Genomic DNA, 23,763 nt, shown 5'->3' with positions numbered 1-23,763 from the left:
CTTTCTTTTACCCATAAAATAAGAATTGCTTAGGTTGTGCTCTAAAATTACATGGGGACGGGTTAGCGTGCAAGGGGAAGGGGAAAACTTTTCCAAAGCGTTATCAACGCACATGTGCTGCACAAATGTGTTTGCCTTCCTACGTTTGGGTAAGAAAAGGTGGTCGTGGGTTATGGAACAAAAAGAGGTTTTTCTACGGAAAACAGCTGTCGTCGTGATAAAGGATTGTGATGCGAGAAAAGGGGTTCGGGCGCAATTGTGGAGGATCCTGGTCGGGTGTCTGTCGGGGGGTGCGGTCGATTGCCGTTGAAAAGTGTCTACAGCCAGCAACAAACGGGAAGTCCGGCCCCCTTGGGTCCTGGGATCCCAACCGAATACGGCATCCCAAGTGGCATGAGGATAGGACATACGCAGGCCAGATACACCTTTGCTACCCCACCCTGAAATAAAAAACCCGGAGTGGAAACACTCCGGGAGTTTGGAGCCGATGACGGTCGGCACCCAGGGTTTCGATCCTGTCCATGTTGCTGAGCAGGTCGTGATGATCGAGGCCTTCGAGCATCAGCTCACATTCCACCTCGCGGATGGAACCATGACGCCGGTGGGGTTAACCAGTGAGGGGAGGTTGGCATGAGTCGCACCGTCACAGCGATACCCGCAACAAAGAAGCTTCGATCTGCCGCAGCCTCATCTGGTGTACCAGCACACAGGCGGGTGGCCGCGTATGCGCGAGTTTCCACCGAGATGGAAGAGCAAACCTCCTCCTACGAGGCTCAAATCGACTACTACACCACCTACATTTATTCCCGTAATGATTGGCAGTTCGCGGGCATGTACTGCGATGAGGGCATCTCTGGCACCTCCATGAAACGTCGCGAAGGTTTCCAAACCATGATCGATGACGCCCTGGCAGGCAAAATCGACCTGATCCTCACCAAGAGTGTGTCCCGGTTCGCACGCAACACCGTCGACTCGCTCACTACCGTGCGCAAGCTCAAAGACGCAGGCGTCGAGGTTTATTTTCAGAAAGAAAATATTTACACCTTTGACGCCAAAGGCGAGCTATTGATCACGATCATGAGCTCACTGGCGCAAGAAGAATCCCGCTCGATCTCCGAGAACGTCACCTGGGGGCACAGGAAGCGTTTTCAAGATGGGAAAGTCATGGTGCCCTACAAATCCCTACTCGGATACAAGAAAGGAGCAGGCGGCAGCCTCGTCATCGACGAAACCCAAGCTCCGACCGTCAGGCTGATCTACCAGCTGTTCCTTGACGGGATGGCCATCAGCGAAATCAAAACCGAACTCGCTGCCCGCAAGATCCTCACCCCACGCGGGAAAGAAGTGTGGTCGACATCGACAGTGCGCTCCATCCTGTCGAACGAGAAATACAAAGGCGACGCCCTGCTGCAAAAGACGTTCACCACCGATTTCCTTACTAAAAAGATGAAGGTCAACGAAGGCGAAGTACCCCAATACTACGTAACAGGCAACCACGAGCCGATTATTGCTCCACGCATCTGGGATCAAGTGCAATACGAGCTCGCCACCAGGCATGGCAACATATCGTCAGCGAAAGTCGGCTTGTTCTCCACCCGGCTCAAATGTGCTCGGTGTGGGGTGTGGTATGGGCGTAAGACGTGGGCGTCGAACACGAAATACAAGTACACAGTCTGGCAATGCAACCACAAATACACAGACGAACATCCCTGCAGCAGCGCGACGGTGAAAGACGAGCAGATCAAGGATTCTTTCGTGCAAGCGCTCAATCAACTGATCGCCCGCCGTCCGCAGCAAAGCCAGCTACCGCAGGTGCTTGGCGACATGTTCGGTACGAGCCGTTTGGAAGAACAGGCCGCTGCCTGCCAAACAAAAATCGTGGAGCTGACCGAGCAGATCGAGGCGCTGATTGCGGAAAACCAGCGGTGTGCGCTCAACCAGGACGCCTACCAAGCCCGCTACACCGAACTCGATACTATCTACCGTAAGACGCTCGCACGTAAAACAAGCCTGGAAGCAGATATCGCAGCGAACACCGCCAAGCACGCCGCCATCACCACAACCCTAGGCGATTTGACGGGCGAACCTGTGAGCGAGTTTCACCCCGCACAATGGAGCGCTCTCATCGATCACGCCATCGTAGACGAGGATACGATCCGGTTCGTGTTCCGCACAGGTGAACAGGTGAGCATGGCCCTGAAAGAGTGATGCTCGTATCAGTTGACGTGCACGGTTAGGCACACCTCACAGAAATAAAGTAAGGTGAGCCTTACCTAATAAGGATGGTGTTTACGTGAACGATAGTGTAACGGATCAGGTTGTTGAAGACGAGTACGGGTCGGCGAAGGAAAAATCTGTCGCTGGCCAGAACGCGATCCGTCAGCTATCGCAGCCGGTGAAAGGCAAACTGTTTATCGCGCAGGTTTTGGCTTTTCTCTCTGGTGTGTTGGCTATTGCCCCGTATGTGGCTCTGGTGGAGCTTGGCAGAGAACTTATGCAAGACCAGGTGGACCCGGCGGGGGTGAACTGGATCGTGATGCTCCTCGTCAGCGCATACATGGCCCGGTTGACCTTATATTTTGTTGCATTGGGCGTGACGCATTTTATTGACCTGTCGTTGCGTAATCAGATGCGTCGGCAAATTGCCGCCCGAATGTCGACTGCTCCGCTGTCGTGGTTTACCCGCGAGGGTGAGGGAAAGATCCGCAAGACCATTCAGGATGATACGGCCACGGTGCACACAGTGATCGCGCACGGGCCGATCGAGAAACTGAACGCGATCGTCTCCCCGCTCGCTTTGTTGGCCTATGCATTCGTGGTGGATTGGCGACTCGCGTTGCTGTCGATCGCGACGATCCCGATCTATGTGGGCATGTATGGCATGTCGATGCGCGGCATGAACGAAAAGACCGCGCAAATGGACACCAAGCTCGCCCAAGTTTCGGCAACGATGGCCGAGTTCGTGGCCGGTATCTCAGTGGTGAAAGCGTTCGGCAAGGTCGGCCAAGCACATAAAGCCTATTTAGATGCAGCTAACGAGTTTTCTAAGTTCTACCGGGCTTGGTGTATGCCGCTGGTGTCGATGTCGGTCGCCTCATTTTCGTGGGTGTCAATCCCGGTGTTGTTGATCGTGAACCTTGGCGGTGGCGCGTTGATGATGAACGCCGGTTGGGTGAGCATCTACGAGGTGATAACGACCACGTTGATCGCCTTGGTGCTGCCGGGAGCGTTGATGGCAGTCGCAACCATCGCCTGGTCGTACCAGCTCGCAGGGTCTGCGGCAGTGAGGCTGGTGAACGTCATGGAGCTACCGGCATTGCCTCAGCCCAATGCGCCGCAGACACCACACGGTCATGATATCGAGATTCGGGGTGTGTCGTATGCCTATGACGAGACCCAAGCGTTAGACGAAGTGAGCCTGAGCATTCCGGCAGGCACGGTGACCGCGCTGGTTGGGCCTTCGGGCGCGGGGAAGTCGACGCTGGCGAGTTTGATTGCCCGCTTCGATGACCCGGACGCTGGCACGATCACCATCGGCGGGGTTGATCTAAAGAACATTTCCCAGGACGTGTTGTATTCGACGGTCGCATTCGTCCTGCAAGATGCACAGCTTATTCGCGACACCATTCGAAACAACATCGCTCTTGGCGCGCCAGAGGCGACTTTAGAAGAGGTGCGGCAGGCGGCGCGGGCAGCGCAGATCGACGAGTTCATCATGAGCCTGCCAGATGGTTACGACACCGTGTTGGGGGAGGACACCCACGTTTCGGGCGGGCAGGCAGCCCGTATCGCGATCGCCCGGGCGCTCATGGTTGATGCCCCAGTGTTGGTGCTGGACGAGGCGACGGCGATGGCGGACCCGGAATCAGAATCGAAAATCCAACAAGCCCTATCCACGCTTGCCAAAGGCAGAACCGTGATTGTGATAGCCCACCGACTGGCCTCGATCAGAGGGGCAGTCCAAATCGTCGTCATGGAACGCGGGCGCATTGCTGTGGTCGGTACACACGACGAGCTGTTGGGTAATGCGCACTATCAGGCACTTCTTGCCCAAGGTGCATGCGAGGAGATGACACGATGAACCAACTATTGCTGCCACGCTTTAAGCGTTTGATGGAACCCGCCTCGTGGCGAAACCTCTCGGTCGGCCAAGCGTGGGGTGCGGTCTCAGGACTGTGTCACGGCTTTGCCCTGCTCGCGCTACTCCCCGCAGCAAGTGCCCTAGCGACCGGAATGCCAGTGTGGGGGTTATCGTTTTGGGGATGGCTCATCGCCTTGGCGGTAATCGCGGTGCTGGGCGTGGGCACGGAGTTTTATGGCATGCGCACCGGCTATATCGGGGCCCTCGGATTCATTCACGACGTCCACCAAGCGGTCGGCAACAAGGTAGCCCGCCTACCACTGGGCATGTTCGATTCGGGTAGTTCTGGACGGCTGTCGCGCATGGTCACCCAGGAAATGATGAACTTGGGTGAGTCGGCGGCGCACTTTATTTTCTCCCTCCTCCAAAAACTCTCAGCCGTGCTCGTAGTCACTGTGGGAACCTGGTTCTGGGATTGGCGGCTGGGACTGACCTTGACGATCGCCTTCCCAATCATGCTCGCCTTCCTCCATATCTCCCGCGTGCTTCTTGATAAAGGTAAGAAGGTTTCCGAACCAGCCGAGTCAGAGTTGGCGGCTCGCATGGTCGAATTCGCCACCTGCCAAGGCGCATTGCGCTCCTGTCACGTCGCCGACGACTACCCGGCCCTTGATCGGGCATTCAAACAGGCTGACCGCAAAAGCCGCAAAGCATTGTGGATCGAAACATTAGCGAACCTGATAAACGGAATGTTCGTCCAAGCCCTTGTCGTGGTAATGATTTGGCTGACCGCCCAACTCGCCCTCGGCGGGCAGATGAATGCGTTGAACGCTGTGGTCACCATCGGCATGTGCCTGCGGTTCACCACCATGCTCCAAGACATCGGTGGCTGCATGACCGGGCTGGAAGAACGCCGTCAGCAGATGAATCACGTCGACAAGGTCATGGACGCTCCCGAACTGTCCGAACCCGATGTCTCCACACCGGTGAGCGCTCCTGGTGATGTTCGTTTCGAGGACGTCACCTTCGGCTACGATCCGGACACCCCGGTTCTCCGTGATATTTCCTTCCATGTCCCGCAAGGCGGCATGTGTGCCCTGGTTGGCCCTTCCGGCTGCGGAAAAACCACAATCGCGAGGTTGGTTGCACGTTTCTGGGATGTGCAGTCCGGCAGCGTACGCGTTGGCGGGGTTGATGTGCGCGAGCAGACCACCGAAGATTTGATGCGCCAGGTGTCTCTCGTTTTCCAAGACGTCTATTTATTCAATGACACTCTCGAAGCCAACATTCGCCTTGGCAACCCAGAAGCTACCGATGAAGAAATCAGGTGGGCCGCTGACCTGTCGGGCGTGACGGAAATCGTCAACCGGCTCCCAGACGGCTGGAATTCATTGGCAGGTGCTGGCGGGCGCGCACTGTCAGGTGGGGAACGCCAACGCGTCTCTATCGCCCGCGCCTTGGTGAAGAAAGCCCCGATCGCGCTGTTCGACGAGGCCACCAGCGCGCTGGATGCGGAAAACGAAGCCAACATTGTTGCGGCGATGAACGAGCTACGCAGGCACTCCACGCTAATCGTGATCGCCCACAAACTTGAAACCATTCGCCAAGCCGACCAAATCATCGTCCTCTCCCACGGTGGGCATATCGCCCAGCGCGGGTGCCACGACGAGCTGGTCAACCAGCCAGGTCAATACCGCGATTTCTGGCAAGAGCGCATCAACGCAGCCGGATGGCAACTCGTCTAAACACAGCACTGTTCACAATCGTGAAAGGAATAACTATGTCCACACGCACGTCCTCGCGCCTCAACACGCGCGACTTCATCAACATTGGCGTCTTCACCGCCTTGATGTTCGTCATCGTGTTTGCATTCGGAATGCTCGGCTTCTTCGGTCCGGCCGCGATGTTCCCCGGCTTCTTAATCTCGATCCTCATTAACGGCATTGTCTTCGCTCTATTCACTGCCCGTACGCCGAAGATGTGGGCATTGACAATCATGCTGATTATCATCGAAATCCTCTTCTCCGTGACCGGGCACTGGGTAGGCGGCATTGCTATTGCTATTGTGTTCGGCCTGCTTGCCGATTTGGTCGTCACCAAGGGGCCGAAGAGCATGAAAGTGCGCGTTCCCCTGGCCTACGCATTGTTTATTTTGCCGATCTACGTGTCACCGTGGATGCCGCTATTTATGAACCAAGACGCATATATGTCGCAGATCGCCGAACAAATGGGCGCAGACTACGCCGCCAAGATGGCGCAGGTGGTCACGATTCCGATTCTGCTGGGCTTCTTCGTCGTGATGCTCATCGTTGGCTGGATCGCAGGTCTGATGGGAACTCGGATTGCGCGTAAACACTTTGAACGGGCCGGTCTTGTCTAAACTTCCCGACCCGCGCACCATTATCGCAACGCTCGTCATCGTTTCCACCACGATCTACAGTGCCTACTCGCCGTGGTTCGTGTGTGCTCTGGGCGGATTCGCCGCCGTGATGCTGGCGAGCGTTGCGATCAACCCCAACACGCTCGTGCGCCCGATCTGGGTGGCCGTCTACCTGGCCACGTTTGCGGTCCTCGGCGGGCTCGTCTTCGTGATACCACAGGTGTGGAAGTCAACGGCCGGCGCGTTCCTCGTGGTGTTTTTGCAGTGGATGTGGCGATTCAGTGTCAGCGCAGGAATGGGAGCCTACGCGATCGGCGTGATCCGACCCGCCACCTTGCAAAAAGCACTCGCCGGCTCACGGATCCCGACCTGTTTCACGATCCCAATCTCGGTTGCCTTACGTGTGCTGCCCGTGATCGGCCACGAGGTTAAAGCGATCTCAGATGCGATGAGGCTACGCGGCATGTCCGCGCTTTCCCTGCGCGCGGCCCAGTACTTCACAATCCCGCTGCTATCGACCGTGGTACGCAGTGGGGACGAACTGGCATCGGCCGCCCTCGTGCGCGGACTGGGTGGAACCGCAAAGCCCACCTCAGTCACGGTCGTGAAATTCCGTGTGATCGACGCAGTCATTCTGCTCATCGTTATCGGTTTCGCGATATGGAGAATCGTCCTATGACAACAGCCCAAGCCACCGGCGTCACCTTCACCTATCGGGGAGCAGACCACCCCTCAATCAATGACGCAACCATCACCATCACACCCGGAACCGTCACCTTGCTGTGTGGCGCTTCAGGGTCGGGGAAGACCACCGCGTTACGGCTGTTTAACGGGCTCATCCCACACTTTCACGACGGCGACCTTACCGGAAGCGTCACGGTTGACGACATTGACGTGGCACAAACAGACCTGCCACGCCTTGCCCACCACTGTTCGACAGTGTTTCAAAACCCGCGCACCCAGTTCTACACCACTCACGTGCGTCAAGAACTCGCCTTCGGCCCAGAAAATCTCGGTCGCGACCCGCAGAAGATCTGTGCCCGCATTGACGAGGTTGCAGCCGAGTTAGGTATCGCCGACCTGTTGGAATCCCGCGTCACACAACTATCAGGCGGACAGATGCAACGCGTGGCCTGCGCCGTCGCCATGTGCAACAACACGTCGCTGATTGTCTTTGACGAGCCGACCGCGAACCTGTCAGCTGACGTTATCGACCAACTCGCCATTCTCATCGCCAGGCTCAAAGCCGATGGACACACCATCATCATCGCTGAACACCGGCTGAGTTTCCTTGCCGGGATCGTCGACTGCGTTTACTGTTTCGATAAAGGCAAGATCGCCCTCACCGCAACCGGCGAAGAGTTCTACGCTACCTCGGATGAGGAGCGCAAACAGCTTGGACTGCGATCCCTAGTGCCCGTACCCATGCCGAGCCTGCCCGAACCAGAAGGTGAAGGGCTCACGATCGACAACCTCACCTTCGCCTACCGCCACGGGAAAACGGTTCTCAATGTCGGCCATGTGCTCTTTCCGGCAGGGAAAATCACAGCGCTCATTGGCCCGTGCGGGTCGGGCAAATCAACACTGGCACGGATCGTCTGCGGACTCGAAAAAGCCAAAGGTGCATCCATCACACTCAATGGGCAAAAATTCGCCGGCCGGGACGCCTACCTCGTCATGCAAGACCCCACCCGGCAGCTGTTCTCGGACACCGTTATTGACGAAGTCACGCTCGGCACGACCAAAGCCGAAAAGCAGCACATCGACGCCCACACGATCCTTGAAGAACTCGATCTTGCGGAGCACGAGTCCGATCATCCTCAGGCTCTGTCCGGTGGGCAGCGCCAACGCCTGGTTATTGCTACAGCGCTTGCCGCGAACAAGAAAGTTTACATCTTTGACGAGCCAACATCAGGTGTGGGCTACAAGCACCTTGTCGCGATTTCCCGAGTAATGCGTAAACTCGCCGATACCGGTGCCGTCGTCATTGTCATCACCCACGACGCCGAACTCGTTACCGAGGTCGCCGACCATAGCGTCCGCCTCGACCAAATCAACGCCTGCTAACGCAAACGCTCGCTCAGCCGAAAGAGAGGAAAGCGTTTCCGCAGGTCAGGGCAAACGCGCTATACACTCGCTAACGCAAGCGATTTTCTTGACCCCCTTGGGCCATACTCGCTAACGCTAACACCGACTTATCATTTTCGACGTCTAAGTGGAGCCGATGACGGGAATCGAACCCGCGTATTCAGCTTGGGAAGCTGACATTCTACCATTGAATTACATCGGCAACGGTGCCGTTTAGTGTACCACCGCAACGGCACCCGCTAAAAATTGGGGGCTAGGACCCCCTGTTTTGCATGGCGATGGCGGAGCCAATCGATTCGGCAATCTTGGTGGCGCGCGTCGGCGCGGGCCCGTACGGCGTCTGGGCGGAGAGGTAGGCCGCTGTCGCGTGGAGGCTCACCGCGGTGGCCGGCGAATAGTAGTTCTCCTGGCAAACGTCCGGGAGGTCCAAGATGAACCCCATGCGCGCATGTACGTTGGCGCACAGTGCCGCGATGACGCCGGCGAGGACATCCCCGGAGCCCGGCACCGAGCCCCAGCTGCTGCCCGCATCGACGGTGGTGAGAAGGGGGGCCTGCACGGAGTCGGCCCACTCGGCAATCGTCGTGATGCGTCCCTTGAGCAACACGATGCACTTGAGGTCGGTGGCCAGCGCGGCGGCGCGCTCCAGGGGGGTACCCGTGGCGTCGGAAAGCCTCTTGAACTCGCCCTCGTGGGGGGTGAGGATGGTGATTGCCTCCCTGCGCCTTACCGCCTGCTTGAGCAGGTCGTTATTGGCCAGCGCGGTGAGCGCGTCGGCGTCAATCACCAGCGGCACCTTAGTGCGCAAGAGGGCCGCCAACTCCTCGCTGCAGTCGCCACGCCCGGGCCCGATCACTGCGGCATCAAAGCGTTCCACATCCTCCAGCCGCGGGCGCATCACCACCTCGGGGCACGCCGAGATGACCTCCGGCGAATCGCCCACGTAGTAGGTGAGCCCCGAGTTCGTATTGAGCGCCGCCAGCGTGGTGAGCACCCCGGCGCCGGGGTACTTTTCGGAGCCGGCGAGCACGGCGACCACACCGTTGGTGTACTTGTTGCCCCGCGGGTGCGGCTGGAAAATGAACATGTCGTGCGCGGGCTCGAGAGTGAGCATCTCGGGCGGGATGGGGGTGGTAGCAGTGTGGACGGCCCGGTGCGCCTCAGTGAGTGGGCGGTGGGAACTGTAAAGGAGCCGCTGGAGGGTGCCATCAACGGGGATGTCCTCGCCGATATCGGCAACGATCACCTCGCCGCACTCGGGGGCAATAACGTGCGCGTAGCGCAGGGCGCCGAAGGTGATGGTGACGTCGGGGAACACGGCCAGCCCCTCGGGGTGGAAGGTGCCGGTGTCGGCGTCGATGCCACTGGGGACGTCGATGGACAAGACGGGCACACCGATCGACCCGGCGAACAGGTGAGCAACCTCGCCCGCGAGCGGTCGGGTGCTTCCCAGCCCAGCTACGCCGTCGACAAGCAAATCAAAGTCGCGGGGGTCGACGGCATCGATGCGGTTAACAATCCTGCCGGGGAACGCGTCGAGGGCGCGCTTCTGGGCCTTGGTGAGGATGAGCGCGGTGACCTCCGCGCCACGGGCGGCCAGGTCCCTGCCCGCGTAGAGCGCGTCGCCACCGTTGCCACCGGAACCCACCACGAGGAGGACGGAGTAGCCGGCAAGCGGGGCCGGGTCATCCATCTCGGCGTCCTCGTCAAAGAGATCCGGGCCCACAAACGGGGTGGGGCCCAGGAGCATCGCCTCCGCAACCTCGGCCACCTTCGAGGCGGCGTCCTGCATGAGCTGGTCCGGGAACTGCTCGGCGTCCAACAGCGTCTGCTCGCAGCGGCGAATAATCGAGCGGGGAAAGGCGCTCATGAGAGTTATCATGGCACTAATCGTAGTGGACCGTAATAGACTGGTCGCGTGTTACTTTCTGATCGTGATATAAAACAGGCCATCGAGGACGGCACCCTCGGCATCGACCCGTACGACCCGGCGCTCGTCCAGCCCTCCAGCGTCGACTGCCGAATGGACAGCTTCTTCCGCGTGTTTAACAACTCAAAGTACACGCACATCGACCCGAAGCTGAAGCAGGACGATCTCACCACCCTCGTCGAGGTTCCCGAGGGCGAGCCGTTCGTCCTCCACCCCGGCGAGTTCGTCCTCGGCTCCACCCTCGAGCGGTTCACCCTCGCCAACACCATCGCTGCCCGCCTGGAAGGCAAATCCTCCCTCGGGCGCCTGGGCCTGCTCACGCACTCCACCGCCGGGTTCATCGACCCGGGCTTCGATGGCTGCATCACCCTTGAGCTTTCTAACGTGTCCAACCTCCCCATCACCCTGTGGCCCGGCATGAAGGTGGGGCAGCTCGCCATCTTCACGCTCAGCTCCCCCGCAGAGGTGCCGTACGGCTCCGGGGCTCTGGGAAGCAAGTACCAGGGGCAGCGCGGCCCCACCCCCTCGAGGGCATATTTGAATTTCCAGTAGCGGGCCCGGCGGGTGGCACTTAAACTCTGGTGTCATGAAAATGACAGTGATTGGAACTGGGTACCTCGGTGCCACCCACGCGGCCTGCATGGCAGAACTCGGCCACGAAGTCCTCGGCGTGGACGTGGACGAGTCCAAGATCTCGGCGCTCGCCGCCGGGCGCGTGCCGTTTTACGAGCCCGGCCTCCCGGAGATCCTCTCACGCGGCAGCGAGTCGGGGCAGCTCAACTTCACCACCTCGTACGAGGAGGCCGCCAACTTCGCCCACGTCCACTTCCTCGGCGTGGGCACCCCGCAAACGCACGGCTCGTACGCCGCGGATCTCCGCTACGTCCACGCCGTCATCGATACCCTCGTCCCGCTCCTGCGCGGCGAGCACATCATCTTTGGCAAGTCCACCGTCCCCGTCGGCACCGCCGCTGAGCTGCAGAAGCGGGTGGATTCCTTAGTGCACGACGGTCCCGACGGTGACGGAGGGACCCGCGTGGAGATCGTGTGGAACCCCGAGTTCCTCCGCGAGGGCTTCGCCGTGAAAGACACACTCTCGCCCGACCGCATTGTGCTCGGCACCGCCACGCCCGACTCGCCCGCCATCGATGTCGCCCGCGAGATCTACGCGCGCCCCCTAGCCGAGGGCACGCCACTCGTCCTCACCAATCTGCCCACCGCTGAGCTGGTGAAGGTTTCGGCCAACTCGTTCCTCGCCACCAAGATCTCCTTCATCAACGCCGTGAGTGAAATCTGCGAGCTCACCGGCGCGGACGTGACCAAACTGGCCGAGGCCATCGGCTACGACGACCGCATTGGCAAGAAGTTCCTCCGCGCCGGCCTCGGCTTCGGCGGTGGCTGCCTGCCCAAGGACATCCGCGCCTTCATGGCGCGCGCCGGCGAGCTGGGCGCGAGCGAGGCCCTCTCCTTCCTCCGGGAGGTCGACACCATCAACATGGGTCGCCGTGAGCACGTGGTCACCCTCTCCAAGAAGCTTCTCGACGGTTCCCTGCTGGGCAAGAACGTCACCGTCCTGGGCGCCGCATTCAAACCCAACTCGGATGATGTCCGCGATTCCCCGGCCCTCTCCGTCGCCGGATCGCTCTCCCTCAAGGGCGCCTCGGTGACGGTGTACGACCCACAGGCCATGGGCAACGCGGCCAAAGTGTTCCCCACGCTCGATTACGCCCCCGATGTCCTCACCGCGCTGACGGGGGCAGACCTTGTGATCCTCGCCACCGAGTGGGACGAGTTTCGTAATATGGACCCGGAAAAGGCCGGTGAACTGGTCAAACAGCGCCTCATCCTGGACGCGCGCAACGTCCTTCCTATCGACGATTGGACCCAAAAGGGGTGGCGAGTTCAGGCTCTCGGACACGGTGAGTGACAATAGGAGGTATGGCCGTCACCTCTAAGCAGCGAACGTCGAAGGGAACTGACAGAGTTCTCCACATCGTCTTCGCTACCTTACTCACCGTAACAGTCATCGCCTTTACCATCTGGGCCACCCGATCGGTGGGGATGAACAGGCATTTTCCCATCCTCATCCTCACCATCATCTTCGGCTCCTTTATGGCCTTCAATATCGGTGGCAATGACGTAGCTAACTCCTTTGGCACCTCCGTGGGGGCGGGAACTCTCTCCCTCAAGCAGGCCCTGCTCATCGCCGCCGTGTTCGAGATCGGTGGTGCCATGCTCGCCGGTGGCGAGGTGACGGACACGGTGAAATCCGGCATCGTCGATCTCGACGGCATCGCCTTAAACCCCATGGACTTCGCCTACATCATGATGTCGGCGCTCGTTGGGGCCGCCGTGTGGCTGCTCTTAGCCACCATCAAGGGCTGGCCCGTGTCCACCACACACTCCATCGTCGGTGGCATCGTCGGCGCGGCCGTGACCACCGGGTTTGTCGCCTCCGCGGCGAGCCACCCGTGGCAGATGGTCCAGTGGGGCGAGATCGGCAGCATTGTCCTCAGCTGGTTTATCTCCCCGCTACTCGGCGGGCTTGCCGCCTACTTCCTGTACAAGACCATCAAGAGCACCATCCTGCGCTACAACGACAACGCCGAGCGGCGCCTGTCCACCATCCGCGAGGAGCGCAACGCCTGCCGCGCCCGCCACAAGAAGCAGCTGACCAGGCTTAGCGATGCTGACCGCGAGCGCGAGGTGGCCGCTATGGCCCGCGATACCATCACCATGTCCGGCGATCACTACTGTCTGGAAGACCTCGAATCCTCCTACTACCAGGATCTCTACCGCATCAACGAGCGCGCCGAGTCCATCGATTCCCACCGCGCCCTCATCCATGGCACCCCCTTCCTGGCCGCCCTCGGCGCCGTCATCATCGCCGCCATGCTCCTGGTCAAGGGCCTGAAAAACGTCGGCCTTGAGCTCACCACCACCTCCACCGTCATCCTCCTCATCATGGTGGGCGTCACCGCCTGGTTCGCCGTCCACGTGTTTGCCAAACAGCTGGCCTCCAAGCCCCTGGACATGGCCACGTTCACCATCTTCTCCTGGATGCAGGTGTTCACCGCCGCGGCGTTCGCCTTCTCCCACGGCTCCAACGACATCGCCAACGCCGTCGGCCCTTTCGCCGCTGTTCTCGATGTCCTCCACTACGACGCCATCGTCGCGGAGACCCAGGTCCCGCCCTTCCTCATGCTCACGGCCGGCGTGGCGCTCGTCGTCGGCCTGTGGTTCATCGGCCGCAACGTCATCCACACAGTGGGCACGGGGCTGACAAAGATGCACCCGGCCAGCGGCTTCTCGGCCGAGCTGTCCGCCGCCACCGTCGTCATGGCGGCCTCCATGCTGGGGCTGCCCGTCTCCTCCACGCACATCCTCATCGGTGCCGTCCTCGGCATCGGCGTGGTCAATCACTCCGCCAACTGGGCGCTCATGAAACCGATCGGCCTTGCCTGGGCAATCACCGTCCCCGCCTCTGCGCTCATCGGTGCGATCACCGTGGTCATCATCCGCTTCTTCTTCGCCATGTAGAAACGGCCCCGCATTGTACTCGAAACCGTTTCGAGTACAATGTTCTCCGCAGGTCAGACTAGAAAAATTCGTTTCGAGTACGTTTCTAGTACTGGTGTGAGTTGAGTGGAGCGACCACATTCCACGTTGCCCGTGGGTCGCGTGGACCGTTTCCGCTCCACGTGATGAGGCCTGCGTCTCTGAGTGCCTGGAGCGCACGGCGTACAGGTGGATTGGAAACCCCGAGTGTATCTGCGACCTGGCCGGTTGATAGGGGAAGCGGACTGTTTTGCAGGGCGAGTAGAGCTTCCTCCGAATACCGGGGAAGCTTCTCCTTTAAGCCCTGGCCGAGCCTCTGAACCGCGTTGAGTGTGAGGACTACGCTTCCACTGGTCTGCGCGTAGATGGGGTCGGCGAAGCCGACCTTCCGCATTCCCGCAAACATTCGCCGAATACCTTCCCCAAGTTCTTGGCCGATGCGAAGCTCAGCAGTCACCCGAGCGATGAGGGGATTTCGGGCAAACCTGGAGATCTGTTCTGGTTTCGTTGGGTCGGCGAGGCCCGGGAAGCGACCTGGGCTGGAGATCTCGATGCGGTCGGGGTAAACCTCAAAGCGGATGTGATCCCCGCTCATACTGTAGGAGCGATGGATGACCGCGTTGACTAATCCCTCAAGCCACACGTCTTGGGGAATGAGGTTTTCTTCCTCGAACAGGCCGTCTCGAGATAACCTGCGTACCTTGGGCAGGATCGATGAGATGTAGTTGCGTGCGTGGTGGATCTGCTGGGGGAGAGTGCCCTCGAAACGCTCGTCGCCTACAATTTGCTGCTCTTGCCCGGGCAAGCGGGCGGGTTCATTGAATCGAACCACCCGGACGTGCGCGTTGGGAAAGAGGTGCTGCGGAGAGTTTCCAAACAAGAGGATCGCGGCCGTGCGGGGTTGTTCGTTCCTGCTAATCAGGTTTCTTGCCTTTAGCGCATCCATCGCGGACGACGAGCCGATAGCCTCCGCGTACTGTTCCACCAACTGCATGTCAAGATCTTCGAGCGATGTGTGGGCTGGCACGGAGGCATCAAACTGCTGCTCCCCCTTGGAGTAGCGAAGTTCGAGGATATCGTCAGGGCCGAGGGAACGTGTCTCGTCACCCACACGGAGGAAGCACTCGCCGGATTTGAGATAGTGCACTCGATCGCTGGGCAAGACATGAAACAAATAAACGGAGACGTTCTCCTCGGGGTTTACCGTCTCAATTTTCACTCTCACTGTGGGGTCGGTGTGATCGAACGTCGCCTGCCGGAGCTCATTGTCCTGCTTTGTCGACGGCATTCCGTCGAACTTCCTGTCCGTGATCCCAACTGCGATGGTTCCGCCCTCCGCGTTTGCAAAGGCGATGATCGTTTTCGCCAAATCCTTCGGTTTAATGCGGAAGGACTTGCGGTCAAACCATTGGTCCTCGTCTCGTGTGAGAAGGGTTTTCTCGTCGGTGTGCAGCGCCATGCCCAACATTGTACTCGAAACCGTTTCGAGTACAATGTTCTCCGCAGTTCAGGCTAGAAAAATGCGTTTCGAGTACGTTTCTAGTACATGAAAAAGCCGGCAGAGACACATGCGTGCGCGCTCTGCCGGCTCCTCAATTTTACTGGTGGTAGCTTGCCAGGAAGTTCCCCAGCCTCTCGATCGCCTCCGCCAGATCCTTGGCGTACGGCAGTGTCACCACGCGGAAGTGGTCCGGCGTGGGCCAGTTGAAGCCCGTGCCCTGTACGAGCAGGATCTTCTCCTGCAGTAGCAGGTCGAGCATCATCTTGGTGTCATCGTGGATTTCGTACACCTCGGGGTCAAGGCGTGGAAATGCGTACAGTGCACCCATCGGCTTGACGCAGCTCACGCCCGGGATTGAGGTGAGCGATTCGTACGCGGTGTTGCGCTGCTCGAGCAGCCTGCCACCCTCGCCGGTGAGCTCGTAGATAGATTGCTTGCCGCCGAGTGCCACCTGGATGGCGGATTGGCCTGGCACGTTGGCGCACAGACGTGTGCTGGCCAAGAGGTCGAGGCCTTCGATGAAGCCCTGGGCGTGGTGCTTCGGCCCGGTGAGCACCATCCAGCCGACGCGGTAGCCGGCCACGCGGTACGCCTTGGATAGTCCGTTAAGCGTGATGCAGAGAAGGTCCGGCGCGAGCGTGGCCAGTGAGACGTGCTTGGCTCCGTCGTAAAGAATTCGGTCGTAGATCTCGTCGGCGAGGATGAGCAGGTCATTCTCCCGTGCGATCTGTGCAATCTCCTTGAGCACGTCGCGCGAGTACACGGCACCGGTGGGGTTGTTCGGGTTGATGACGACGATGGCCTTCGTCTTGTCCGTCACCTTGGCGCGAATATCCTCCACCGACGGCATCCACTCGTTCTCCTCGTCGCACAGGTAGTGCACGGGCTTGCCGCCGGCCAGCGACGTGGCGGCGGTCCACAGCGGGTAGTCCGGCATGGGGATGAGGACCTCGTCGCCGTCGTTCAACAAAGCCTGGGTGATCATCGTGATGAGCTCGGACACGCCGTTACCAATGTAGACGTCGTCCACATCGAAATCAGGGAACCCCGGAATCGTCTCGTACCTGGTGACGATCGCGCGCCGAGCGGGGAGAATACCCTTCGACGTGGAGTAACCCTGCGCGTGAGGAAGCGCCGCGATCATGTCGCGCATGATGACATCGGGCGCATCGAAACCGAAGGCGGCCGGGTTGCCGGTGTTGAGCTTCAAGATCCGGTGTCCATCGAGTTCCATCTTCTCGGCGGCTGCTGCCACCGGTCCACGGATCTCGTAGAGGACGTTCTTCAGTTTCTCTGACTGGTCAAACACACGCTTTGTCATAGCAATTCACACTAGTCTCTCCGAACAACTAAAACCGTATTCCTTGCCCCCGATTCACCCACGCTGAGGTTACCCTCGTTTAGTGGACACCCAACGTGTACGGATGTTGTGCCTGTAGGTGAGGATGTCTCCCGCTGGATTGAAGTGGTCTACAACCGTCGCCGGCGGCATTCCGTACTCGGGATGCGCAGCCCCGTCGACTTCGAGCACCACATCACCCAGACCACCAACGAAGAAGAAACAGCTGCCTAACTATGAGGTAGCTCCACTGGGTGTCCACCATTTGCGGGCAACCCCAGCCTGGAAGCCACGGTTGAACAAAGTTCGTGGTCTAAATTTTAACCTGCAAGCAGACGAGTATGGAAAGCCCAGCACAGCATCACAGCAAGACCCCGCCCAGCACAACCCCAGAAACCACGCCCCTCCGCTACGCTTGAAACCATGTCGATTGAAACGTTTCTCCTTCACCCGCCGGTAACGCAGGTATTCATCATTCACGGGCTGCATTCGTCCCCGCACAAGAAGTGGTTCCAGTGGTTGAGCATTGAGGGCCTCATGAAGGGTATTAAGTTCAAGGCGATTGAGCTACCGGACCCGGATCACCCGGACCCGGAGGCGTGGCGGGAGAAGATTGCGTTGGAGATAGGCGTGGTGACCAAGCAAATTGGCATCGTGGGGCATTCGCTGGGCTGCTCTGCGGCGTTGCAGTACCTGGATTCCCTTACTAATAGTGATTGGAAGCTGGGCCGCATGGTCCTCGTCGCGGGTTTCAATGAGAAGTTCGGAAAAGACCCGCTCATCGATAACTTCGTCGGCGAGGGTGTGGACCTGGCCAATATTAAGGAGCACGTCGGCGGCATCACGGTTATCCGCTCCGACGACGATCCGAGTGTTCCCGCCGAGCTCACCGATAAGCTGGCTATCGGCTTGGGCGTCCCGCCGACGGTGGTGCCTGGGCAAAAGCATTTTGCTGATTCCGACGGGGTGAATAAGGTCCCCGAGGTCCTCGAGGGTCTGGTCAAGTAGCCCTGGTCGAATAGCCCTAATCCCGCCCGAGGAAGTTCTCGGCCGCCCCGAGCGCCCGGTTTTTCAGCGCCCGCATGCGCTCTTGGTCGCTCCGTTTTTGTTCCAGGGCGAGGAGCTTCTGCTTGTATGTAAGCTCCCTCACCCTCTCGCGTTGTAGCTGGCGCGCCGAGGGCATGTGCCACTCGTCCGGGCCGATCTTCATCACGTAGAGGAGGATGAATACCACCACGGGAATCGTGAGGAATACGAAATCCAAAGCACCCGTGGTGGTGGCCAACCCGACAAAAGCACCGACCATGGAAAGCCCAAGAATCCCGGCCTTGGGGTGTGATGATTTCCTGTGGTACTCCTCGATCTCACTCACGGTGTAGGACTGCTCCGGCAGATCGCGAAATAACTGCGCAACCTCGTCATCGGTGACAGCCTCTGCTACCTTCTGCACGCGTTCTTCGTACTCTGCCAATGTGAGCCGGCCCTCGGCGAAGTGGCTCCCCAAGGCATTCATTGCCTGCGCCCGCTCGTTATCCGACAGTCTGTAACCCATAGGCCCAGCCTACATTCCCTTTCTTAGCTTGTCGACGCTCCGTCCCCACCCTTCCCAGGTTTCGGCACCGTAGGCTTCGGTGTGGGTACCTTCGGTGCCGCCGGGCGTGGAACCGCCGGGGTGGGCGCAGCAGGAGTCGGTGCTGCAGGTGCTGCCGGGGTCGGCGCGGCCGGTGTTGGCGCTGCCACCTTCGGGACGGCTGGGGTTGGTGCAGCAGGCGCTGCAGGTGTGGGGGCCACGGGCGTGGACGTGACAGGGTTTGAAGCCGCCGGAGTTGCTGGGATTGGTGCCCGTGGTGTGGTCGGTGTCGGGGCTGCAGGTGTGGGTGTGGCGGCCTTTGGTACGCCGGGGACTGGGGTGGCCGGCGTTGGAGTTGCCGCCTGCGGGGCGACGGGAGTCTTTGGTGCAGCCGGGGTGGGAGCTACCGGGGTTGGAGTGGTCACCCGAGATGCTGGCGGAGTCGGTGCTGCAGTCGTGGGCGTGACTGGCGTCGTCGCGGGCATCGTGACCGTTGCGGGCGTCGTGGGAGTCGTGGGTGTCTGCTTAAGAGGCAGGGCACCGTCGACGAGGATGGAATCTCGGAGGCGGACGGCGACGTCGGTAACGGTGGTGGTGTAACCGCCGGACTTGACGCCGGTTTCCAGCATGGTGGAGCAGAACGGGCAGGCCACGGCGATATCGGTGGCGCCGGTGGAGGCGGCCTCCTCGGCGCGGAAGTCGGAGATGCGGCGGCCGATGTTCTCCTCCATGAACATGCGGGCACCGCCCGCGCCGCAGCAGAACGCCTCGTTTTTGTTGTGGGGCATCTCGGCAAGCTCGGCGCCGGTTGCGGCGAGGAGCTCGCGGGGCGGGTCGAAGACCTTGTTGTGGCGGCCGAGGAAGCACGGGTCGTGGTAGGTGATGCGCTCGCGGTGCTCGGGGCCGCGGGGGACAGGCTTCAGCTTGCCGTCACGGACGAGTCGGTTGAGCAGCTGCGTGTGGTGGAGGACGCGGTAGTTGCCCCCGAAGTCCGGGTACTCGTTGGAGAAGGTGTTAAAGCAGTGTGCGCAGCTGGTGATGATCGTCTTCACGCCGGCGGCGTTGAGATTGTCAATGTTCTCCTGGGCGAGCTGCTGGAAGAGGAACTCGTTGCCGGCGCGGCGCGCCGGGTCACCGGTGCAGGTCTCGCTTTGGAGGACGGCAAAGGAGACTCCGGCGACGTTGAGTAGTTCTACCAGGGCACGGGAGGTCTTCATGCCGTTGTCGTCAAGGGAGCCGGCGCAGCCGACCCACAGCAGGTAATCGTATTTCTCGGCGGAATCGCCGGGCTTGAGCACGGGGACGTCGATGCCGTCGCGCTGGGCCTTTTTCACCCACGCCATGCGGTCTTTCTTGTTGCGTCCCCAGGGGTTGCCCTTGACCTCGAGGTTTTTGAACATGCCGGTGAGCTCGCTGGGGAACTGCGATTCCTCGAGGACGCGGTAGCGGCGCAGGTTGGCCACGTGGTCGATGTGTTCGATGTCGACGGGGCACTGCTCCACGCAGGCGCCGCAGTTGGTGCAGGACCACAGCTCGTCGTCGGTGACGGGGACGCCGTCGCGCAGGCCCGTGATCACCTTGCGGGGGCTCAACGGTTTGCCGGTGTTCCAGGCGGGGCAGAGCTCCTGGCAGCGGTTGCATTCGGTGCAGGTGTGAACGTCGAGAAGCCCCTTCCAGGAGAGGTCCTCCGGCGAGCCGACGCCGAGGCGAGGGGCGTCGTCGGCGTTGTCCAGGGTGAGGGGCGTGCCCTCGTGTTCGAGCGGGGCAAGCGCACCGAGGGCCGGGGCGCCGGTGGGGTTGCGCTGCAGGAAGATGTTGAAAAAGGCGAGGAACCGGTGCCAGGCCACGCCCCAGGAGAGCTGGGTACCCACCACCCACAGCCAGATCGTGCCGGTGGCGAGCTTGACAAATGCGAACACCGAGACGAGGACGGGGGAGGCGGGCAGGAGCTCGGCTACGAACCGGGAGAAGAAGTCCACCACCGGGTCGCCGCCGCCGTACGTGGCGATCTTGCCGGCCTTGACCAGCACCATGCCCAGGCCCTCGAGGAGGACGACGAGCTCCACAAAGAGCGCGGCCCGCCAGTTCGTGCCCCGGTGGCGCGAGCCCAGCCAGTGGATTGACATGAGGACGAGGATGCCGATGACGGTGCCGAGCCCCAGCAGCTCGTCAATGAAGTGGTAGACGGCCGTGTGGCCGATGAGTGGCCAGCCGCCGGCCGGGTTGAACATCTGGATGTAGGCCTCGAACCACACGACGGAGCCGAGGAGGAAGCCGACCATCACCAGCCAGTGGGTGACGGCCACAACGGGTTTGCGGAACAGCTCCGTGTGGAGCACCACCTCTTTAATGAGGGTGCCGAGCCTGGTTACCGGCTGTGCCGCGCGGGGCGTTGTCTTCTTCCCGCGGGCGATGGTGGAGTACATGGTCCACGCGCCGCGGAGGAAGAAGCACCAGGCGGGGATGGTGATGGCTACGCCGATGAGGCCGATGATGGTGGTCGAATCCATGAGGTCAAACGGGTCCTAACTATGTTTCTACTTGTCCAACAGCGTACCCGGCGCGCGGGGTGGGGAGAAACGATGTATAGTGAAAATACTTTTCAGTAGATGGGAGTTTTCATGCACGCCACCGCCTTTGCCCGCGCCCTCGGTTTCCTCCTCCTCGCCGTAGTTTCCTGCGCTGGCTTTTCGACGGCCACTGCAGACCCCGTCCCGGAAAAAACCGTCATCAGTGCCGGCCACACCGATTCCCCCAAGGTGTTTTGGGATGCCGAGGCTCGCACCTTTTCGCTCCGCACCGAAAACGGGCTGCTGGAACAGCCGGTGCCGATTGAACACACCATCTCGTGGCTCACGGCTGACTCCACGTGGACCGTCCCCGATGAAGAGGCCTACGCCAGCTTCGGCGCGCCGGGCGACACGTTCTACGCCTCCCCGGAAAACGTGGGCCGCGATTGGGACACCAAGCTGTGGCAGGGGATCGGCGCCGATGTGGGCCTGCCCGTGGAGACGTTCCGCGACGCGGCGGTGGCGCTCGACCTCATTGATTTCTCCGGCCCGGGCGAGATGACGATGTTCCAAGACCGGGTCAACCCAGGCGAGTCGCCCGTCATCTTCCTCTCCTCGGCCCGCCCCGGGCGTCAGTGGACGCCGCTGACCGCCGGCTCCCACACCCACCTCAACACCATCTTCACCGCGCCCGGCGTCTACCACCTCACCTACCGGGCCACGGCGCGGCTTCTAACCGGCGAGCTTGTCGCCTCCGCGCCGCAGGAAACCACATGGTGGGTGGGGCCGCGCCCCACAGGTGATACGCCAGGCGACTCGCGTGACTGGCGCAATCGGCCGGTGCTCATGCCCCACGAGCTCGGCACCCCGGTCTACCACGTGGAAAACTCCGTGCATGAGGGGTATCACGAAATCACCGTGACGGGCGAGGAGCCCGTCCACGTCACCGGCGGGGTGTACGAGACAGCGGACGATGCGTACCCCACGTGCGAATTCGATTACGTCGCCACCCCGGCTGAACCCGCGCAACGCTACTCTGATTACTGCACCGAGGGCGTGATCAAGGCGACGCTCACCCCGCACCCGCTGGTCACCGGCGCTTCCGCGCACACCGTCAGCCTCCCTGCAGGCAACGGTGCAGGCGAGGTCTCCCTTGCAGGTGACGGCGGTGCTGGCGAGGCCGATTCCCCCGCGCCGGAGACCCCGGCGAGCGGGGAGATCACCGCCGGACACGTGGACATTGGCCCCGTGGAAGAAAACGGCTCGGTGGTGATGCGGGTGATAGACAAAAACCACACCGCGTACGCGCCATCTGAGACGGTGCTCGTGGTGAACGAATCCGCCCGCAAGGCGCGCCGGGGCGCGGCCATGATGCAGCCCGCCTTCGACTTCCTCGGCCCGGAGGGCACGGAATTCTCCCTCCTGGAGCAAAGCGGGGCCCACCAGAACCGCCTCATCTGGCCTGGTTTTTCCACCGAGTATCTGCCCCTGGAGCTGCGCAAGCAGGGCTGGGATGTGGAGGTGCAGCGCGTGGGTAACACCGAGTGGACCGGGTTCCTCACCCGCCTCACCGGCCCGGAGCGGATCCTCCCCGGCACGTTGAACAACGTGGGGCACCTGCACCTCAACTGGGCTTTTATGGGGACCGGCGACCATCAAATCAAAGTCCGCGCGGTCAACCGGACAACCGGGCAGGCCACGGCGTGGGAGGAGGTGCGCTTCCGGGTGGAAGGTAACGCCGCAACGCCGGGCGCGTCGGCCTCGACAACGCCAACAACTCCCACAGCGCCGTCAACCTCCACCCCCGCGCCACCTGCGGACGGGAAGGGCGCGGGCGAGCCTCGCCCACTGGATGGCGCGCGGGTACAGATGGAACACGGCCACGCGGACCTGGCGTTCAAGGGCAGCGAGGCGTACTTCGACATCTCCGGCTCGGGCGGTGCCGATGGGAGGCGGAAATCCGGCACGGTGACCTTCGTTGTGCCCAAGGGGGTGATCCCGTTCTCGCAGGAATCCGGTTCCCCGTGGGTGGGCTTTAGCTGGTCGCCCGTGGGTGGCACCGTGCGCCTTGCACAGTTTTCCGGCCCGGGCACGATGACCGCGTTCACGCCGGATTCCTTCGGCGGGCGGGCCGTCCACCTTGATAGCGATGACCTGGGTAAGACGATGGAACTGGAGGGCACGAGCGGGCACCGGCACACCGCCTTCATGTTCAGCGCCCCCGGGGAGTACACGGCGGTGTTCGCCTTCACCGGCACCGACGGTACGCGGCTGTCTCTTACGGCACACTTCGATGTGCGGGAGGCCGCCGTGGAGCACAACACCGGTACGAAAACCGCCGGTACGACACCTACCACCCCCCACACTGTGCCTCCCGCCGCGGCGAAGCAGAAGGGCGGCGCCGGACGTGCCCCCGCCGCCACCGCCCGGGGCGACCAGGAGGAGCCCGCCCCACAGGCGCGTGCGCGTGCATCCCAGAAGCCTGGTTCCTCGACCGCCACGCGGGCGGGCACCCGGACAGCAGCGAAGAAGCAGGCCACCCAGCCTGGCGCGACACAGCAGCAGGGCGGCACTCCCCGCCACACCACCGCGCCTCTGGTTGGTGCGGGGACGAGCGCAATCCGTGCCGTGGACACGCAGCCCCCGCAGCAGGCGGACGGCGCAAGTTGGGTATCCGGCGTGGTCACGGGTGTGGGTGGCGCGTGCCTTGTCTTCGGCCTTGGGCTGCTCGGCGTGGCGTTTGCGCGACGCCGCAACACCGCGCGTGCGTAGGTAAAAATGGACAAAAACGCCCGCGTATGTGCGC

At 61.2% G+C, this 23,763-nt stretch carries 17 protein-coding genes and 1 tRNA gene; 12 read left to right on the top strand and 6 right to left on the bottom strand.

Going from position 1 to position 23,763, the window contains the following annotated elements; all coding sequences use genetic code 11:
- The first annotated feature begins 630 nt into the window (after positions 1-630).
- The 6 genes from HMPREF1219_RS07645 to HMPREF1219_RS07620 all read left to right on the top strand — a co-directional run bounded on the left by HMPREF1219_RS07645 (position 631) and on the right by HMPREF1219_RS07620 (position 8,528).
- Complete coding sequence (locus HMPREF1219_RS07645) at positions 631-2,208, top strand: recombinase family protein (RefSeq protein ID WP_016458322.1); 1,578 nt, start codon at positions 631-633, stop codon at positions 2,206-2,208.
- An 85-nt stretch (positions 2,209-2,293) separates the two neighbouring features.
- On the top strand, positions 2,294-4,081 hold the full coding sequence (locus tag HMPREF1219_RS07640; protein ID WP_016458321.1) for an ABC transporter ATP-binding protein: 1,788 nt from the start codon (positions 2,294-2,296) through the stop codon (positions 4,079-4,081).
- On the top strand, positions 4,078-5,826 hold the full coding sequence (locus tag HMPREF1219_RS07635) for an ABC transporter ATP-binding protein (protein WP_016458320.1): 1,749 nt from the start codon (positions 4,078-4,080) through the stop codon (positions 5,824-5,826). Before HMPREF1219_RS07640 ends, HMPREF1219_RS07635 begins: the two co-directional genes overlap by 4 nt.
- Before the next feature lie 35 nt (positions 5,827-5,861).
- Positions 5,862-6,461, top strand: a complete 600-nt coding sequence (locus HMPREF1219_RS07630) for an MptD family putative ECF transporter S component (protein WP_016458319.1) — start codon at positions 5,862-5,864, stop codon at positions 6,459-6,461.
- On the top strand, positions 6,454-7,140 hold the full coding sequence (locus HMPREF1219_RS07625) for an energy-coupling factor transporter transmembrane component T family protein (RefSeq protein ID WP_040427455.1): 687 nt from the start codon (positions 6,454-6,456) through the stop codon (positions 7,138-7,140). Before HMPREF1219_RS07630 ends, HMPREF1219_RS07625 begins: the two co-directional genes overlap by 8 nt.
- On the top strand, positions 7,137-8,528 hold the full coding sequence (locus tag HMPREF1219_RS07620; protein ID WP_016458317.1) for an ABC transporter ATP-binding protein: 1,392 nt from the start codon (positions 7,137-7,139) through the stop codon (positions 8,526-8,528). Before HMPREF1219_RS07625 ends, HMPREF1219_RS07620 begins: the two co-directional genes overlap by 4 nt.
- A 149-nt stretch (positions 8,529-8,677) precedes the next feature.
- Here the strand turns inward: HMPREF1219_RS07620 and HMPREF1219_RS07615 are convergent.
- Together HMPREF1219_RS07615 and HMPREF1219_RS07610 are read right to left on the bottom strand one after the other, a co-directional pair.
- Positions 8,678-8,751, bottom strand: a tRNA-Gly gene (locus HMPREF1219_RS07615).
- Between the two features lie 51 nt (positions 8,752-8,802).
- Positions 8,803-10,431 carry a bifunctional ADP-dependent NAD(P)H-hydrate dehydratase/NAD(P)H-hydrate epimerase gene (locus HMPREF1219_RS07610; RefSeq protein WP_016458316.1) on the bottom strand — a complete coding sequence of 543 codons (1,629 nt, stop codon included), beginning with the start codon at positions 10,429-10,431 and terminating at the stop codon, positions 8,803-8,805.
- Positions 10,432-10,467: 36 nt separating this feature from the next.
- Here HMPREF1219_RS07610 and dcd point away from each other — a divergent pair, with 36 nt between their 5' ends.
- The 3 genes from dcd to HMPREF1219_RS07595 are packed head-to-tail and all read left to right on the top strand — an operon-like array spanning position 10,468 to position 14,019.
- Positions 10,468-11,031 carry a dCTP deaminase gene (gene dcd / locus HMPREF1219_RS07605; RefSeq protein ID WP_016458315.1) on the top strand — a complete coding sequence of 188 codons (564 nt, stop codon included), beginning with the start codon at positions 10,468-10,470 and terminating at the stop codon, positions 11,029-11,031.
- Between the two features lie 34 nt (positions 11,032-11,065).
- The gene (locus HMPREF1219_RS07600) at positions 11,066-12,406 is read left to right on the top strand and encodes a UDP-glucose dehydrogenase family protein (protein ID WP_040427453.1); all 1,341 of its coding nucleotides are present in this window, start codon (positions 11,066-11,068) and stop codon (positions 12,404-12,406) included.
- An 11-nt stretch (positions 12,407-12,417) separates the two neighbouring features.
- Complete coding sequence (locus tag HMPREF1219_RS07595) at positions 12,418-14,019, top strand: inorganic phosphate transporter (protein WP_016458313.1); 1,602 nt, start codon at positions 12,418-12,420, stop codon at positions 14,017-14,019.
- Positions 14,020-14,104: 85 nt separating this feature from the next.
- On the opposite strand, the gene HMPREF1219_RS07590 is transcribed toward HMPREF1219_RS07595, so the two are convergent.
- Both HMPREF1219_RS07590 and HMPREF1219_RS07585 read right to left on the bottom strand, forming a co-directional pair.
- Positions 14,105-15,496, bottom strand: coding sequence for an RNA-binding domain-containing protein (locus tag HMPREF1219_RS07590; RefSeq protein WP_016458312.1), 1,392 nt, complete (start codon positions 15,494-15,496; stop codon positions 14,105-14,107).
- A gap of 139 nt (positions 15,497-15,635) precedes the next feature.
- On the bottom strand, positions 15,636-16,859 hold the full coding sequence (locus HMPREF1219_RS07585) for a pyridoxal phosphate-dependent aminotransferase (protein WP_016458311.1): 1,224 nt from the start codon (positions 16,857-16,859) through the stop codon (positions 15,636-15,638).
- A 108-nt stretch (positions 16,860-16,967) separates the two neighbouring features.
- Here HMPREF1219_RS07585 and HMPREF1219_RS12975 point away from each other — a divergent pair, with 108 nt between their 5' ends.
- Both HMPREF1219_RS12975 and HMPREF1219_RS07580 read left to right on the top strand, forming a co-directional pair.
- Positions 16,968-17,111 (top strand): hypothetical protein, encoded by a 144-nt coding sequence (locus HMPREF1219_RS12975; RefSeq protein WP_169455913.1) that lies wholly within the window; start codon positions 16,968-16,970, stop codon positions 17,109-17,111.
- Positions 17,112-17,300: 189 nt separating this feature from the next.
- The gene (locus HMPREF1219_RS07580) at positions 17,301-17,885 is read left to right on the top strand and encodes an RBBP9/YdeN family alpha/beta hydrolase (RefSeq protein WP_016458310.1); all 585 of its coding nucleotides are present in this window, start codon (positions 17,301-17,303) and stop codon (positions 17,883-17,885) included.
- Positions 17,886-17,901: 16 nt separating this feature from the next.
- On the opposite strand, the gene HMPREF1219_RS07575 is transcribed toward HMPREF1219_RS07580, so the two are convergent.
- Positions 17,902-18,429, bottom strand: a complete 528-nt coding sequence (locus tag HMPREF1219_RS07575; RefSeq protein WP_016458309.1) for a DUF1707 SHOCT-like domain-containing protein — start codon at positions 18,427-18,429, stop codon at positions 17,902-17,904.
- A gap of 23 nt (positions 18,430-18,452) precedes the next feature.
- Entirely contained in the window at positions 18,453-20,957 is a 2,505-nt protein-coding gene (locus HMPREF1219_RS07570; protein WP_016458308.1) for a (Fe-S)-binding protein, read from the bottom strand.
- 99 nt (positions 20,958-21,056) lie between these two features.
- Here HMPREF1219_RS07570 and HMPREF1219_RS07565 point away from each other — a divergent pair, with 99 nt between their 5' ends.
- The gene (locus HMPREF1219_RS07565; protein ID WP_245554428.1) at positions 21,057-23,729 is read left to right on the top strand and encodes a choice-of-anchor M domain-containing protein; all 2,673 of its coding nucleotides are present in this window, start codon (positions 21,057-21,059) and stop codon (positions 23,727-23,729) included.
- Positions 23,730-23,763: the final 34 nt, after the last annotated feature.

The organism is Corynebacterium pyruviciproducens ATCC BAA-1742 (genome assembly GCF_000411375.1).
In the GTDB taxonomy this organism is placed as follows: Bacteria; Actinomycetota; Actinomycetes; order Mycobacteriales; family Mycobacteriaceae; genus Corynebacterium; species Corynebacterium pyruviciproducens.
Note: the sequence above shows the minus strand (reverse complement) of the source record. Positions and strands in the feature narration are given on the sequence as shown.

Excerpts from the sequence above, each read along its gene's own strand:
- HMPREF1219_RS07645 (WP_016458322.1), top strand. The coding sequence starts at position 631 with ATGAGTCGCACCGTCACAGCGATACCCGCAACAAAGAAGCTTCGATCT.
- HMPREF1219_RS07635 (WP_016458320.1), top strand. The coding sequence starts at position 4,078 with ATGAACCAACTATTGCTGCCACGCTTTAAGCGTTTGATGGAACCCGCC.
- HMPREF1219_RS07630 (WP_016458319.1), top strand. The coding sequence starts at position 5,862 with ATGTCCACACGCACGTCCTCGCGCCTCAACACGCGCGACTTCATCAAC.
- HMPREF1219_RS07620 (WP_016458317.1), top strand. The coding sequence starts at position 7,137 with ATGACAACAGCCCAAGCCACCGGCGTCACCTTCACCTATCGGGGAGCA.
- HMPREF1219_RS07610 (WP_016458316.1), bottom strand. The coding sequence starts at position 10,431 with ATGATAACTCTCATGAGCGCCTTTCCCCGCTCGATTATTCGCCGCTGC.
- HMPREF1219_RS07600 (WP_040427453.1), top strand. The coding sequence starts at position 11,066 with ATGAAAATGACAGTGATTGGAACTGGGTACCTCGGTGCCACCCACGCG.
- HMPREF1219_RS07595 (WP_016458313.1), top strand. The coding sequence starts at position 12,418 with ATGGCCGTCACCTCTAAGCAGCGAACGTCGAAGGGAACTGACAGAGTT.
- HMPREF1219_RS07590 (WP_016458312.1), bottom strand. The coding sequence starts at position 15,496 with ATGGCGCTGCACACCGACGAGAAAACCCTTCTCACACGAGACGAGGAC.
- HMPREF1219_RS07585 (WP_016458311.1), bottom strand. The coding sequence starts at position 16,859 with ATGACAAAGCGTGTGTTTGACCAGTCAGAGAAACTGAAGAACGTCCTC.
- HMPREF1219_RS07580 (WP_016458310.1), top strand. The coding sequence starts at position 17,301 with ATGTCGATTGAAACGTTTCTCCTTCACCCGCCGGTAACGCAGGTATTC.
- HMPREF1219_RS07575 (WP_016458309.1), bottom strand. The coding sequence starts at position 18,429 with ATGGGTTACAGACTGTCGGATAACGAGCGGGCGCAGGCAATGAATGCC.
- HMPREF1219_RS07570 (WP_016458308.1), bottom strand. The coding sequence starts at position 20,957 with ATGGATTCGACCACCATCATCGGCCTCATCGGCGTAGCCATCACCATC.
- HMPREF1219_RS07565 (WP_245554428.1), top strand. The coding sequence starts at position 21,057 with ATGGGAGTTTTCATGCACGCCACCGCCTTTGCCCGCGCCCTCGGTTTC.